A 15,045-nucleotide genomic window follows, 5' to 3' on the forward strand; every position below is an offset into this window, starting at 1 on the left:
CGGCCTTTTCAAGTACAGATTGAGAGGTGTTACTGAACGGCTTCGATACGCTTGATCAGATCGGCGTACGGCGCACCGTATTTGGCCCGGATCGGCGCGGTAGCGTCATAGAAGGGTTTCTTGTCGACCGTGATGAACTCAACGCCGGCAGCTTTGAGTTTCTCTTCACTGGCGAGGGTCTTCTTGTCCCACAATTCGCGCTCGTCCAGTTGGGACTGCTTGGCGGCTTTTTTCACCAGGGCCTGCTGCTCGGGGGTGAGTTTTTCCCAGGTGAACTTGGACATCACCACCGGCTCCGGCAGGATCAGGTGACCGGTCAGGCTGTAGTACTTGGCGTTCTGGTAGTGGTTGTGCTCAAGCATGGTCGGCGGGTTGTTTTCCGCGCCGTCGATCACACCGGTCTGCAGCGCGCTGAAGATTTCACCGGTATCCATCGCAATCCCGTTACCGCCCATGGCGTTGAGGGTCTCGATGAACATCGGGTTGCCCATCACGCGAATCTTCATGCCCTTCATGTCTTCAGGCTTGTGCACCGGCTTCTTGGTGTAGAGGTTGCGAGTACCGCCGTCCATCCAGGCCAGGGCGACCAGGTTGAATTCGGAATTGGTGATCTTGTCGAGGATCTCCTGGCCGACTTCACCGTCGATGACTTTGCGCATGTGCGCCTGATCGCGGAAGACGAAGGGCATGTTGAACACGTTCACGTCCGGCACCACCGGGCCAACGATACCCAGGCTGACGCGGGCCATTTGTACGGCACCGACCTGAAGCTGCTCGACCACTTCCTTCTCCGAGCCCAACACGCCGCCGGAGTACATTTTGAAGGTGAACGGGTCTTTATCGCCTTTGCTCTCCTCGACCAGCGTCTTGCCGAGGATTTTTTCCGCTTCTACGGTTGGATAGCCATCGGGATGGATATCGGCAAACTTGATCTCAAGCGCCTGTGCCGCCTGCGCAAGGAAGGCCAGGGGGAGGGCGGCGATCAGAAGCGTACGTTTGAAATTCATGGTCAATCTCCAGTGTTGTTGTTTTTATGTCTATCGAATGAAGCGGTGGTGCAGATCAGTTGGCGGCGTGCTTCGCTCCTCCGAAAGTCGGTTCGGCAAGGCCCTTGACGCCGGGGTTGAGGGCAAACACGCCCCCGGCCAGCGATTGCGCATCGGTGTCGTCGCCAGGGCGGATTGAAGTGACGAACAGGGTGTCCAGACGGCTGCCGCCAAAGGCGCACATCGTCGGTTTCTTCACCGGCACCGCCAAAGAGCGGTCCAGGCGGCCATCCGGGGTGAAGCGATGGATGAGGCCGGCGTCGTTGGCGCAGATCCAATAGCAACCTTCAGCGTCCACCGCCGCGCCGTCCGGGCGTCCGGCCAGGGGCATCATGTCGACGAACAGCCGCCGGTTGGAGGGCGTGCCACTGTCGATGTCGTAGTCGAAAGCCCAGATCTGCTGGACCAGCGGATGTGAGTCAGAGAGGTACATCGTGCGTCCGTCCGGGCTGAAGCCCAGGCCGTTGGGCACGATGAACCCGCCCAGTTGCGCCGCGACCGGGTTGCGCTGCCCGCCATCGAAGCGGTACATCCGGCCGACGTCGGCATTGGCGCTCATGTTCAGCACCATGCTGCCGGCCCAGAAACGGCCCTGGCGGTCGCAACGGCCATCATTGAGGCGCATGTCGCTGCGGTCGTGCTCGACACTGGCGCACAATTCGCTGTCCAGGCTGCCGTCATCAAAGGGGTGCAGGCGAAAGAAACCGCTCTCCATGCCGGCGATCCAACCCCCGTCCTGGTGGCGGGCGATACAGGCGAGCATCTCGGGCGTTTCCCAGCCCTTGAGTTGCCCGGTCCCGGCGTTCCAGCACTGCAGGCCACCGCTGGGAATGTCTACCCAGTACAGAGCGTTTTCCTCGGGGACCCATACCGGGCTCTCACCGACAGCGTTGCGTGCATCGACAATCAATTCGGCTTGCATGGTGATTCCTTGGTTCGTGCGTATCCCATGAAAAACAGGCCAATCAGTTGTCGAACGGGCCGGCTGCGACAAAGGCGCCGCCCTGGTAGATCCTGGCCGGGTCATCGGCGGCCGGCATCGGCTGTGCTTCGACCTTGGCACGGAAGACTTCGGAGCTGTCCTTGGGCTGGTAGCCCAGGTGCGCGGCCTGGCTGTTGTCCCACCAGACGTCGCGGTTGGCAGACATGCCATACACCACGGTGTGGCCGACTTTCGGGGTATAGAGCGAGCATTCGATCAGTTGAGTGAGGTCGTCGAAGCTCAGCCAGGTGCTCATCATCCGGCGGTTCTGCGGTTCGGGGAACGACGAGCCGATGCGGATGCTCACGGTTTCGATGCCGTAGCGATCGAAGTAGAAACTGGCCATGTCTTCGCCGTAGGACTTGGACAAGCCGTAGTAGCCATCCGGACGGCGAGGGGAAAGGGCGTCGAGGGCCTCGTCCTGTTTGTAGAAGCCGATGACGTGGTTGGAACTGGCGAAGATCACGCGCTTGACGCCATGCTTGCGGGCGGCTTCATAGATGTGGAACACGCCACTGATGTTGGCGCCGAGGATTTCTTCGAACGGGCGCTCTACCGAAACACCGCCAAAATGCACAATGGCATCGACGCCTTCCACCAACTGATGCACCGCCTGTTTATCAGACAGGTCGCACGGCACCACTTCTTCACTTTCATCAATGGCCGGGGCCATGTTGGCGATGTCCGACAGGCGAATGTGGCGGGCGAAAGGCTTGAGGCGTTCGCGCAAGACTTTGCCCAAGCCGCCGGCGGCGCCGGTCAGCAGTAGACGATTGAAGGGCTGGCGAATGTGTGTCGTAGTCATGAAATTACCTGAGCAAACGGTGAGAGGTATCAGTTGTTATAAGTTGTCGTACGACCGAGAGGGAATATCCTTATCCTACCGCTACCTTGTCAACGTTTGATCGACGAATCGCTCTACCACGGCGTCCCTGCCTTTGGCGGTTGCGTCGCCATGGTCCTTTTGAACAGCAACCATGGCGACGGATCCCGGCTTAAAGAAGCGAGATCGGGTAGCTGACGATCAAGCGGTTTTCATCGAACTCAGTGGTGCTGTAGTCCCGGCGCATCGTCGAGTTCCGCCATTTCACGTTAAGGCTTTTCAACGCACCGCTCTGTACGGTGTAGGCCAGTTCGCTTTCACGGCCCCATTCCTTGCCGTCGTCGACGGTGGCGGTGTGCACGTTGTCGCCGCTGATGTAGCGGTTCATCAGGGTCAGGCCCGGTACACCGACGGCGGCGAAGTTGAAGTCGTGGCGCACTTGCCAGGATTTTTCCTGGGCGTTGTCGTAGCTGGAGTTGTAGCTGTCGTTGGCCAGGGTGCCGCCGCTGGTGCCGTTGACGCGCATCCAGCCATCGTCGCCGCTGAGTTTTTGCAGGCCGACGTAGAAGGTGTTGCCACCGTATTTGGCCGAGAGCATGGCGAAGGCGGTCTTGTTGTCCAGGTCGCCCGCCAGGGCACTGCCTTCTTCCTTACCGATGAAGTAGCCGAGGTTGGCGCCCAGGGTCCAGTCACCGATGGGCTGGCTGTGGGTCAGGTTGAAATATTTTTGCTGGTAGATGTCCGACAGTTCGGCGTACCAGACGCCGACTTGAGTGCGCTTGTCGTTGAAGGCGTATTCGCCGCCGCCGAAGTTGAAGCGATCGGAGAGGAACGCACCACGACCGTTCATGGACATGTCTTCCATGCTCGCGTCGTTGCGCATGCTGTTGGCGCGGAACTGGCCGCCGTAGAGGCTCAAGCCGTTGATCTCGGTGGAGGTGACCTGGCCGCCGCGGAAGGTCTGCGGCAGGGAGCGACCGTCGTCAGAGCGCAGGATCGGCAGCACAGGCATCCATTCGCCGACCTTCAGTTCGGTTTTCGACACCTTGGCCTTGAGCGCGACGCCCAGGCGACCGAAGTCATCGGCCGGGTGACCGCCATCGTGGACCGGCAGCAAACCGGTATTGGCAGTGCCACGGCCGCCATCGAGCTTGACCGAGTACATGCCCAGCACGTCCATGCCGAAACCAACCGTGCCCTGGGTAAACCCGGACTTGGCGTCGAGAATGAAACTCTGGGTCCATTCCTCGGCTTTGCCTTGAGCGTTGTTCGGGTTGGTGAAGTTGCGGTTGATGTAGAAGTTGCGCAGGTTGAGATTGACCTTGGCGTCATCGACGAAACCTTCGGCGCTGGCGGTCATTGGCAAGAACAGGGCCAGGCTGCTGCAACTGATCAGCCCCAGGGCATGCCGGGAGTTGAAAAGGGTACGACGGGTTGGGTGACCGGGTGAAAAACGGACAGGTGTGCTCACTATGACGCTCCCTACTTTTTTGTTGTTTTTATTTGTCATACGTCGTCGTACAACATGGGGCGGATTATTTGGGCGTCGTTCCTCGTTGTCAACTGGCCATTATCGGAATTGTCACTGTCCTTGTGCTTGAAGATGGGACATTACGTTGGTTCCAGGGGCGATAAGGGTGGCTGTGGAAGCTTCGGCCCCAGCAATCCACGGGGCCTCAGAATAGCTGCGCCTGCTCTTAGTTGTGCGATGACTGGTCTAAGACCTTAGTCGAATGATCATCCTCGAACGCTCCCCAGCCGGGCTGCTGTAGGAGCTGTCGAGTGAAACGAGGCTGCGATCTTCCCCTGCCAATTGAGTCTCAAGCGAAAGATCAAGATCAAAAGATCGCAGGCTTCGCCAGCTCCTACAGGGACCACCGGTGTTTTCAGAAGTGGGTGAATGCTAGTCTTGACCAACGCTGTCGCCAGGGAGCCCTCATGGGCAATCACAAGATCGAGATTCGTCGCAGTAACGTCGAGAAAATCCTGCTGGCCGCCGAAAAGGTCTTTGCCGAAAAGGGCTTCGGCGGCACCGCCATGGCCGACATCGCCGCCGAGGTGCAACTGCCCCGATCCAACCTGCATTACTACTTCAGCACCAAGAGCGAACTGTACAGCGCCGTGTTGTTCGATCTGCTGGAGGTCTGGAAGCAGGACGCCTTGTGCTTCGAGATGTTCGATGACCCACGGGTGGTGCTCAGCAGTTACATTCGCGCCAAGATGAACCACTCTCGTAGCCGGCCCTACGGCTCGAAGGTCTGGGCCAACGAGGTAATACACGGCGCTCCGACATTGGGCCAGGCGCTGGACGCCAGCCTCTATGACTGGGCCAAGATGAAAGAGGCAAAAATCCGCCAGTGGGTGGAGGACAAACGCATCCTCCCCGTAGAGCCCTCAAGCCTGCTCTACATGATCTGGGCTTCGACCCAGCACTACGCCGACTTCGACCACCAGATCAACATCCTCAATGATCACCAGCCCCTGTCCGATATGCAGTTCGAGCGGGCGGTGCAGACGGTGACCAGTGTGATTTTGCGGGGGATTGGGTTGGAGCCCTGAAGTTTGTGGTGCGGCTGATGGCCCTATCGCGAGCAGGCTCGCTCCCACACTGGATCGTGTCGTTCACAGATTTTGTGAACGCCAGAAATCTACTGTGGGAGCGAGCCTGCTCGCGATGGCGTCAGTCCAGACACCTCAGTCCTCAGACCGCTACATGATAAGGATTACGCGGATCATGGTTCCAGTCCAAAAATGGCTTGCCCGTTTCCACCGTCACCATCTCGATGCAGTCCTGCACTGGACAGGTAATCTGGCACAGGTTGCAGCCCACGCACTCTTCATCGATCACTTCATATTTGCGCGTCCCGTCCGCTTGCTTGAGGCTGGCGATGGCTTGGTGGGACGTATCTTCACAGGCGATGTGGCAGCGACCGCAACCGATGCAGGCCTCTTGGTCGATCTTCGCGATGACCTGATAGTTGATGTCCAGGTACTTCCAGTCGGTGGTGTTGCCCACCGCGCGGCCGGAAAATGCCTGCAGGTTGGCGTGGCCGTGATCGTCCATCCAACGTGACAGACCGTCCTTCATCTCTTCGACAATCCGAAAACCGTGGAGCATCGCCGCCGTGCACACTTGCACGGCGCCACTGCCCAGGGCGATGAATTCCGCCGCGTCGCGCCAACTGCCGATGCCGCCGATGCCGCAAATCGGCAAGCCCTGGGTCTGCGGATCGCGAGCGATTTCGGCGACCATGTTCAGGGCGATCGGCTTGACCGCCGAGCCGCAATAACCGCCGTGGGTGCTCTGACTGCCGACGATGGGCAGGGCGACCATGCGGTCCAGGTCGACACTGGTGATGGAGTTGATGGTGTTGATCAACGACACCGCATCGGCGCCGCCCCGATGGGCCGCCCGGGCGGCGACGCGGATGTCGGTGATGTTCGGCGTGAGCTTGACGATCACCGGCAGCGAGCAATAAGTCTTGCACCAGCGCGTGACTTGCTCGACGTACTCCGGCACCTGGCCGACGGCCGCACCCATGCCGCGTTCCGGCATGCCATGGGGGCAGCCGAAGTTCAGCTCGATCCCATCGGCACCCGTGGCCTCCACCAGAGGCAGGATGCGTTTCCAGGATTCTTCCACGCACGGCACCATCAACGACACGATCAGCGCCCGGTCCGGCCAGTCCTTTTTCACCTGGGTGATTTCCCGCAGGTTGATCTCCAGCGAACGGTCGGTGATCAGCTCAATGTTATTGATGCCCAGTACCTCGCGATTGGCGCCGAAGTGGGCCGAGTAACGCGACGACACGTTCACGGCTGCCGGGTCCTCTCCCAGGGTTTTCCAGACCACGCCACCCCAGCCGGCCTCGAAGGCGCGGACCACGTTGTAGGCCTTGTCGGTCGGCGGCGCGGAGGCCAGCCAGAACGGATTGGGGGCTTTGATGCCAGCGAAGACAATCGACAGATCGGCCATTTACGCAGCCTCCACGTTGAGCATGAGTTGAGCGTTGATCGCCTCGGCGGCGAGCTTGCCGTGCTGCACCGCCTGCACCGTCAGGTCCTGGTCCAGGCTGGTGCAGTCACCGCCGGCATACACGCCGGCAATGCTGGTGCGCAAATGCTCGTCCACCAAGATTCGTCCATCCTGGCGTTTGAGTTCCCGGGCCAGCGGGTCCGCCAGTGCGTGATCATCGAAGGCCTGGCCGATGGCTTTGAAAATCCCGTCGGCGGGCAGTTCGAAGGTTTCGGTGCCGATGACCAACCGCCCGTTCTCCAGGTGGGTGCGGGAGAAACGCATGCCCCGCACATTCCCTGCCTCGTCCAGCAGCACCTGTTGCGGCTGGGCCCAGGTCAGCAGACGCACCTGATTGGCCTTGGCGATGTCTTGCTCATGGACGGTGGCGCCCATGTCCTCAAGGCCGCGCCGGTACACCAGGCTGACGTCCCGAGCACCGAGACGGGCCATCTGCACGGCCATGTCGATGGCGGTGTTGCCGGCGCCGAGAACGATGCAGTGCTCGGCCAGCGGCAATTGGCTGAGGTCGTCGGCCTGACGCAACTCGCGGATGTACTCGGTGGCGGCCAGCAGCCCCGGCGCTTGTTCATCGCTCAGGCCCAGTTGTTTGCTGGCGGCCAGGCCAAGGCCGAGGAACACAGCGTCGAATTGCTGGTGCAAGTCACTCAAGCTGAGGTTTTCGCCAAGCTTTTGGCCGTGGCGGATTTCGATGCCGCCGATGTCCAGCAGAAAGTCCAACTCGCGCTGGGCATAATCGTCCACCAGCTTGTATTTGGCGATTCCGTATTCGTTGAGGCCGCCAGCCTTTTCCCGGGCTTCGAACACCACCACGTCATGGCCGTGCATCGCGCTGCGGTGAGCACAGGACAACCCTGCAGGACCCGCGCCGACCACGGCAATGCGCTTGCCGGTGGCGGCGGCACGTTTGAACGGGTGCTCGCTGAAGTGGGCGTTGTCCACGGCGTAGCGTTGCAACAGGCCGATCAGTACCGGCGCGCATTCGTGGGCGTTGTTGCGCACACAGGCTTGCTGGCAAAGGATCTCCGTGGGACAGACCCGGGCACAACTGCCGCCGAGGATATTGGCCGAGAGAATCTTTTGCGCCGCGCCCTGGACGTTGTCCTGGTGGATGTTGCGGATGAACGAAGGGATGTCGATCTCGCTCGGACAGGCGTTCACGCACGGCGCGTCGTAGCAGTACAGGCAGCGGGAGGCTTCCAGGTGGGCCTGGCGCGCGTTGAGCGGCGGCGCCAGGTCGCTGAAGCGCGCGGCGAGGGCGGTCGGGTCTTCCTGGGAATGGGGGAGGTGACTCAAGGGCTGGATCATGGAATTGGCCTCACGGTGTTTGAGGTGCTGCCTCTGGTGGGCAGTGTTTTTGTTTGCGCACAAACCCTGTAGCAGCTGCCGAAGGCTGCGATCTTTTGATCTTGATTTGTCGATCTTTCGCTCAAGACTCAGGTGTCTGAACAAAAAGATCGCAGCCTTCGGCAGCTCCTACATGTACGGCGTTCGCTTATCGCTTTATGGCAACCGGTTTGTGCAACTCCGCCCGCTTGCTCAACAAATCGAACACCGCCGGATACGCCGGTCGTTCGATGTAGCGCCCCGCCCCGCGTTCGGCCCGCAGGTCACCGTCGACCCAGACCAGTCGGCCCTGGCTGATGGTGTGGCTGGGCACGCCCCGTACGGTCTTGCCTTCGAAGATGTTGAAGTCCACCTGCTGATGGTGAGTCTTGGCCGAAATCGTGCGGCTGCCTTGCGGGTCCCAGAGCACCAGGTCGGCGTCGGCACCGACGCGAATGGCCCCTTTGCGCGGGTAAAGGTTGAAGATCTTCGCCGTGTTGGTGGAGGTCAGGGCGACGAAATCATGCATCGACAATTTGCCGCTGTTGACCCCTTCATCCCAGAGCACCGCCATACGGTCTTCGATACCGGCGGTGCCGTTGGGAATTTTGCTGAAGTCTTCGCGGCCGGCGGCTTTTTGCTCGGCGCAGAAACAGCAATGGTCGGTGGCGGTGGTGTGCAGGTTGCCCGACTGCAAGCCATGCCAGAGCGCCTCTTGGTGTCCGCGAGGGCGGAAGGGCGGGCTCATCACGTAACCGGCCGCGGTCTGCCAGTCGGGGTGGCGATAAACGCTATCGTCCAGCAGCAGATGCCCGGCCAGTACTTCACCGTAAACCGGCTGGCCCTGGCTGCGGGCATAGGTGATTTCATCCAGGGCTTCTTTGGTCGACACATGCACCAGGTACAGCGGCGTGCCCAGGGTTTGGGCAATACGGATGGCCCGGCTCGCGGCTTCACCTTCCACTTGTGAAGGCCGCGACAGCGGATGGGCTTCGGGACCGGTAATGCCCTGGGCCAGCAACTTGCGCTGCAGGTGATCAACCAGCTCGCCGTTCTCGGCATGCACCGTGGGCACGGCGCCCAGTTCCAGGCACCGCTCGAAGCTCGCCACCAAGGTGTCGTCGGCCGCCATGATCGCGTTCTTGTAGGCCATGAAGTGCTTGAAGCTGTTGACCCCGTGCTGGCTGACCAGCTCGGCCATCTCTTCACGAACCTGTTCACTCCACCAGGTGATCGCCACGTGAAAACCGTAGTCACTGGCGCTTTTTTCCGCCCAGCCGCGCCACTGGTGGAAGGCCTCCATCAGCGACTGCTGGGGATTGGGGATGACGAAGTCGATGATCGACGTTGTGCCTCCCGCCAGGCCTGCCGCCGTGCCACTGAAAAAGTCTTCGCTGGCGACGGTGCCCATGAACGGCAATTGCATATGAGTATGCGGGTCGATGCCGCCCGGCATCAGGTATTGGCCGCTGCCATCGAGTACCTCGGCATCGGCGGGCGCATCCAGGTTTTCACCAATGGCTTTGATCACACCCTCGGCACACAACACATCGGCGCGATAACGTTCATCATGGGTTATTACGGTGGCGCCACGGATCAACAAAGACATTCCGAGTTCCTCGCAGGCATGACCGACTGATGCCGGTTCTTTATGTTGTATAGATCATGATGGGGAAGTGATGAAGTCGTGCAGAGTTTTAATCCTGTCACGGCTGTCAGGATTAGAAGCTAGCTGGAGTTTAATGAATCGGCAAGATTATTTTTAATAGACTGTTTGAATGTTTAACTCATTGAAAAATATCAATTAAATCAATAATTCACCAAAATGGTGAGCTGCCTCACCATTTTGACGCACTTGACAGGTTCATTATTTGAGCGAGATTTATCATGCTAAATCAGCAGCTTGAAAGATGTGAAAGTGCGGTTTAGACGCTTCGCAATATTGGGAGGTGCACCACTTTGAATCTCGGGCTCGACAGAACGTGCAGGTCATCTAGCCTCAAGGGCACTGGCGCGCGGTGCGAGTGAACAATGAAATTAAATTAAAGCGTTAAAGATCAAAAAGTTGTCAGCGTTATTTCGTTCAACCGGTCAACCCGGCGAGGCAATCGGCACAGTTATTGAGTGCTGTCACTGCCAGGCAGGGCCGCCGGTTGAACGCGCGCTTTACATGCAAGTACTCCGGCCATCGCCAGTCGATGAGCAAAAATAATGAAAACAGTGGAGCGGACATGACCAGATCAACAGTGACCGAGCGCGACGGGTTATTCGAGCTTGAGGCCGGCAGCGACGTGCTCGACAGCCCCCGTTACAACCATGACATCGCGCCAACCCAGGTGCATGAGCGAACCTGGAATAAATGGCACATCACCGCGTTATGGGTCGGCATGTCGATCTGTGTGCCGACCTACACCCTGGGCGGCGTGCTCACGGCTTATTTCGGACTGTCGGTGGGCGAAGCGCTGTTGGCCATCCTGTTCGCCAATATCATCGTGCTGATCCCCCTGACGCTGAATGCATTTGCCGGGACCAAATACGGCATCCCGTTTCCGGTGTTGTTGCGCTCGTCCTTCGGCGTCATTGGCTCCAACGTTCCCTGCCTGATCCGCGCATTGGTGGCGTGCGGCTGGTTCGGCATCCAGACGATGTTCGGCGGGTTGGCGATTCACCTGTTTCTCGGCTCGGTGTTCGAAGGCTGGAAGAGCCTGGGTGGCACCGGCGAAGTGATTGGTTTCATGGTGTTCTGGGTCCTGAACCTGTGGGTGGTGCTGCGCGGTGCCGAGTCGATCAAATGGCTGGAAACCCTGTCCGCGCCGCTGCTGGTGCTGGTGGGGGTTGGCCTGCTGATGTGGGCGTTGCCCAACGTCTCCCTGACCGAGCTGATGGCGGAGCCGGCCAAGCGGCCCGAAGGTGCCGGCGTGACCAGTTATTTCCTGGCGGGGCTCACGGCGATGGTGGGGTTCTGGGCCACGCTGTCACTGAACATTCCTGACTTCAGTCGTTATGCCAAGAGCCAGAAAGACCAGATCGTGGGGCAGATCATCGGCCTGCCGCTGACCATGTTCCTGTTCGCCGCCCTCGGCGTGGTGATGACGGCGGCCTCGGCGAAACTGGTAGGCGTGACCGTCTCCGACCCGGTGACCCTGATCGGGCATATCCAGAGCCCGCTGTGGGTGGCCCTGGCCATGGTGCTGATCATCATCGCCACGCTCTCGACCAACACCGCCGCCAACATCGTTTCGCCCACCAATGACTTCCAGAACCTGGCGCCGAAACTGATCGGCCGTACCAAGGCGGTGATGCTGACCGGCCTGGTGGGGTTGGCATTGATGGCCCATGAACTGCTGAAAAAGCTCGGTCTGATCGTTTCCGAGGTCAGCCTTGAGTCGGTCTATTCCAACTGGCTGCTGGGCTATTCGAGCCTGCTGGGGCCGATTGCCGGGATCATGGTGGTGGACTATTTCCTGATCAAGAAACAACAACTGGACCTGGCCGGGCTGTACCGCGACGACGTCTACCCGGCCTGGAACTGGAACGGCTTCATCGCCTTTGGCGTACCCGTGGTGCTGACGCTGCTGTCACTGGGCAGCGACGCGTTCAGTTGGTTCTACAGCTACGGCTGGTTCACCGGCTCGGCACTGGGCGGGGTGATCTATTACGGGTTGTGCAGTATGCGGGCGAGCCCGTCCATCGCTAAAACTGCGGTGTAAAGGAGGGCCCCATCGCGAGCAGGCTCGCTCCCACACTGGATTGGGGTGAATGCAAGTCTGTGTGCACAGCAGATCCCCCGTGGGAGCGAGCCTGCTCGCGATAGCGGCCTCAAGTACAACGAGAAAATGCCTGAAAAAACTGGAGATCCCCATGAACGCAGCCGTCGACGTTCTACAGTCCACCCAACAGCACATCAATCGCGACCGCTTGTGGCAGTCGCTCATGGACCTGGCGCAGCTCGGTGCCACGGTCAAAGGCGGGGTGTGCAGGTTGGCCCTGACCGACCTGGACCGTCAGGCCCGGGACTTGTTCGTGCAATGGACCGAGGCAGCCGGCTGCACCGTCAGCATTGACGCGGTGGGCAATATTTTTGCCCGTCGCCCGGGGCGCAATCCGAACCTGCCGCCGGTGATGACCGGCAGCCACATCGACACCCAGCCTACCGGCGGCAAGTTCGACGGATGCTTCGGTGTGCTGTCCGGCCTGGAAGTGCTGCGCACCCTCAATGACTTGAAGATAGAGACCGAAGCACCGTTGGAGGTGGTGGTCTGGACCAACGAAGAAGGCTCGCGCTTCGCCCCGTGCATGATGGGCTCCGGCGTATTCGCCGAGAAGTTTACCCTCGAAGAAACCCTGGCCAAGACCGACGCCGAGGGCATTACCGTGGGCCAAGCGCTCAACGCCATCGGCTACGCCGGACCACGCCCGGTCAGCGGGCATCCGGTGGGCGCGTATTTCGAGGCGCACATCGAGCAGGGGCCGATCCTGGAGGACGAACGCAAGACCATCGGTGTGGTGATGGGTGCACTGGGGCAGAAGTGGTTCGATCTGACCTTGCGGGGCGTCGAAGCCCACGCCGGCCCGACCCCGATGCACTTGCGCAAGGACGCCCTGGTGGGAGCCTCGATCATCGTCGGTGCCGTCAACCATGCCGCCCTTGGCCATCAACCCCACGCCTGCGGCACGGTTGGCTGCCTGCAAGCCTATCCCGGTTCGCGCAATGTCATCCCGGGCGAAGTGCGCATGACCCTGGATTTTCGTCACCTGGAGCCGGCGCGTCTGGATTCGATGATCGCCGAGGTCAGGCAAGTGATCGAGGACACCTGTCAGCAACACGGCCTGACATATGAATTGACCCCTACGGCCGACTTCCCGCCGCTGTACTTCGACAAGGGCTGTGTCGAAGCGGTCCGCGGTGCGGCCCAAGGGCTGGGCCTGTCCCATATGGACATCGTCAGCGGCGCCGGCCACGACGCGATCTTCCTCGCTGAACTGGGGCCGGCCGGGATGATCTTCGTGCCGTGCGAAGGCGGCATCAGCCACAACGAAATCGAAAACGCCGCCCCCGACGATCTTGCCGCTGGCTGCGCGGTATTGCTGCGGGCAATGCTGGCTGCCTCACAGGCGATTGCCGAGGGACGCATGGCGGCTTGAAAGATCAAAAGATCGCAGCCTCGTTGCACTCGACAGCTCCTACAGGGAACGTGTCATCGCCGTGGATGGTCGTAATTTCCATGCTCCTCTGACCACATGGAGACCCGATGAGCCAGGATGTCCCGACTACCGATACCAATCGTCGTCAACTGCTGCAAATCATCGCCGGGCTGTCTGATGGGGTGATGTTGATCGAAGTCGATCAGACCATCGCCTGGGCCAACGAAGCGGCGTTGACCATGCACGGGGTTACTGACCTCAACGAGCTGGGGGCCAACGCCGAGGAATACGTCCAGCGGTTCAATTTGCGTTATCGCAACAACCACCCGCTGACCGCGGACAACTACCCCATTGCTCGGGTCGCCCGTGGCGATGAGTTCAGCGATGTATTGGTAGAGGTCACACCCGAGGCCGATCCGGACCGTACTTGGGTTCATCGGATTCGCAGCATGGTGCTGACCGACCGCAGCGGTGAGGCGGAATTGCTGGTGCTGATTCTCAGCGACGCCACCGAGTGGGCCAGCGCCGAGCAGCGTTTTGAAAAAACCTTCGGTGCCAACCCGGCGCCGGCGGTGATCTGCCGCCTCAGTGACTTGCGCTATATCAAGGTCAACCAGGGCTTTCTGGAGATGACCGGCTACAGCCGTGAGCAAGTGATCGGGCGTTCGGTGTATGAGCTGGATGTACTCGAGGCGGCCGAGAAGCGGGATTTGGCCGTCGAACGACTGGGCCAGGGCGCGACCATCCCGCAGATGCAGGCCGAGTTGAAATTACCCGGTGGCGGCAGCAAGCAGGTGATCGTCGCCGGCCAGCCGTTGGACCTGCATGACGAAGATTGCATGCTGTTTTCCTTCATGGACATGGAGCCGCGCCGCAAGGCCGAAACGGCGTTGCGCCAGAGTGAGGAGCGCTTTGCCAAATCGTTCCGCCTCACGCCCGTGCCAACCCTGGTGTGTAGCGCCGAACAGCAATTGTTGGAGATCAACGAAGCCTTTCTTCAGACCAGCGGTTATTCCAGTGAAGAGCTGCTGGGCAAAACCGTGGAGGAAATCGGCTTTCTCGACCCGGATGCCAGCGCCGCGCTGTTTGCCACGCTGGAAAAAACCGCAACCGTGTCCAGTGTCGACGTCAAGGTTCACAAAAAAGGCGGGGAACAGATCGACTGCGAGATGGCCGCCGATACTGTCGTCATTCAGGACAAGCCGTGTTATTTGCTGGTGTTGATGAACATCACCGAACGCAAACGCTCGGAGCTGGAACTGGTGGCAGCTATCGAAGAGGTGATGAAAGATGCCTCCTGGTTCAGTCGGACCCTGATCGAAAAACTGGCCAATGTGAAGAGCATCAACGCCCAGCTGCCCAGCACTTCATTTACCGAGCTCACAGCCCGGGAGCGTGATGTGCTGGGGCTGATCTGTCAGGGCCTGGCCGACAAGGAAATCGCCGCGCGTTTGAAGCTGGCCCCTAACACCGTGCGCAATCACGTGGCGACGCTGTATTCCAAACTCGATGTTCACAGCCGCAGCGAGGCGATCGTCTGGGCTCGGGAACGCGGTCTGTTCGCCAATGAGTGGCGAATGAAGGCACCATGATAGCCAGTGCAAATGCACCGGGCGTGCTGGTGCAAATTCGGGTTTTGCCCGCGTCGTTGGCTCCTTAGGCTGTGAGGGTGCGGCATTCTCTGTGT

At 60.1% G+C, this 15,045-nt stretch carries 11 protein-coding genes; 4 read left to right on the forward strand and 7 right to left on the reverse strand.

The window, feature by feature from the left end:
• Positions 1 to 29 precede the first annotated feature (29 nt).
• The 4 genes from BM132_RS11445 to BM132_RS11460 form a co-directional block, all read right to left on the reverse strand.
• Positions 30 to 1,007, reverse strand: coding sequence for a TRAP transporter substrate-binding protein (locus BM132_RS11445; RefSeq protein ID WP_092455346.1), 978 nt, complete (start codon positions 1,005 to 1,007; stop codon positions 30 to 32).
• Positions 1,008 to 1,062: 55 nt separating this feature from the next.
• Positions 1,063 to 1,968 (reverse strand): SMP-30/gluconolactonase/LRE family protein, encoded by a 906-nt coding sequence (locus tag BM132_RS11450; RefSeq protein ID WP_092455348.1) that lies wholly within the window; start codon positions 1,966 to 1,968, stop codon positions 1,063 to 1,065.
• A 43-nt stretch (positions 1,969 to 2,011) separates the two neighbouring features.
• Positions 2,012 to 2,833: an NAD-dependent epimerase/dehydratase family protein gene (locus tag BM132_RS11455; RefSeq protein ID WP_092455350.1), complete on the reverse strand. Its 822-nt coding sequence runs from the start codon at positions 2,831 to 2,833 to the stop codon at positions 2,012 to 2,014.
• Positions 2,834 to 3,023: 190 nt separating this feature from the next.
• The gene (locus tag BM132_RS11460; protein ID WP_371264122.1) at positions 3,024 to 4,211 is read right to left on the reverse strand and encodes an OprD family porin; all 1,188 of its coding nucleotides are present in this window, start codon (positions 4,209 to 4,211) and stop codon (positions 3,024 to 3,026) included.
• Between the two features lie 578 nt (positions 4,212 to 4,789).
• Here BM132_RS11460 and BM132_RS11465 point away from each other — a divergent pair.
• Entirely contained in the window at positions 4,790 to 5,410 is a 621-nt protein-coding gene (locus BM132_RS11465) for a TetR/AcrR family transcriptional regulator (protein ID WP_092398895.1), read from the forward strand.
• Between the two features lie 142 nt (positions 5,411 to 5,552).
• On the opposite strand, the gene preA is transcribed toward BM132_RS11465, so the two are convergent.
• The 3 genes from preA to hydA form a co-directional block, all read right to left on the reverse strand.
• A complete protein-coding gene (gene preA / locus BM132_RS11470; RefSeq protein ID WP_092455354.1) occupies positions 5,553 to 6,827 on the reverse strand; it encodes an NAD-dependent dihydropyrimidine dehydrogenase subunit PreA in 1,275 nt (424 codons plus the stop codon).
• Positions 6,828 to 8,195 (reverse strand): NAD(P)-dependent oxidoreductase, encoded by a 1,368-nt coding sequence (locus BM132_RS11475; protein ID WP_092455356.1) that lies wholly within the window; start codon positions 8,193 to 8,195, stop codon positions 6,828 to 6,830. It lies immediately after the preceding gene.
• A gap of 187 nt (positions 8,196 to 8,382) precedes the next feature.
• A complete protein-coding gene (hydA, locus tag BM132_RS11480; RefSeq protein WP_092455358.1) occupies positions 8,383 to 9,822 on the reverse strand; it encodes a dihydropyrimidinase in 1,440 nt (479 codons plus the stop codon).
• A 622-nt stretch (positions 9,823 to 10,444) separates the two neighbouring features.
• On the opposite strand from hydA, the gene BM132_RS11485 reads away from it, so the two are divergent.
• The 3 genes from BM132_RS11485 to BM132_RS11495 all read left to right on the forward strand — a co-directional run bounded on the left by BM132_RS11485 (position 10,445) and on the right by BM132_RS11495 (position 14,950).
• A complete protein-coding gene (locus tag BM132_RS11485; RefSeq protein WP_092398887.1) occupies positions 10,445 to 11,923 on the forward strand; it encodes an NCS1 family nucleobase:cation symporter-1 in 1,479 nt (492 codons plus the stop codon).
• Positions 11,924 to 12,074: 151 nt separating this feature from the next.
• Positions 12,075 to 13,358 (forward strand): Zn-dependent hydrolase, encoded by a 1,284-nt coding sequence (locus BM132_RS11490; protein ID WP_092398885.1) that lies wholly within the window; start codon positions 12,075 to 12,077, stop codon positions 13,356 to 13,358.
• A 107-nt stretch (positions 13,359 to 13,465) separates the two neighbouring features.
• Entirely contained in the window at positions 13,466 to 14,950 is a 1,485-nt protein-coding gene (locus BM132_RS11495) for a PAS domain S-box protein (RefSeq protein ID WP_092398883.1), read from the forward strand.
• Positions 14,951 to 15,045: the final 95 nt, after the last annotated feature.

The organism is Pseudomonas sp. NFACC45 (assembly GCF_900113505.1).
Taxonomy (GTDB): Bacteria; Pseudomonadota; Gammaproteobacteria; order Pseudomonadales; family Pseudomonadaceae; genus Aquipseudomonas; species Aquipseudomonas tehranensis.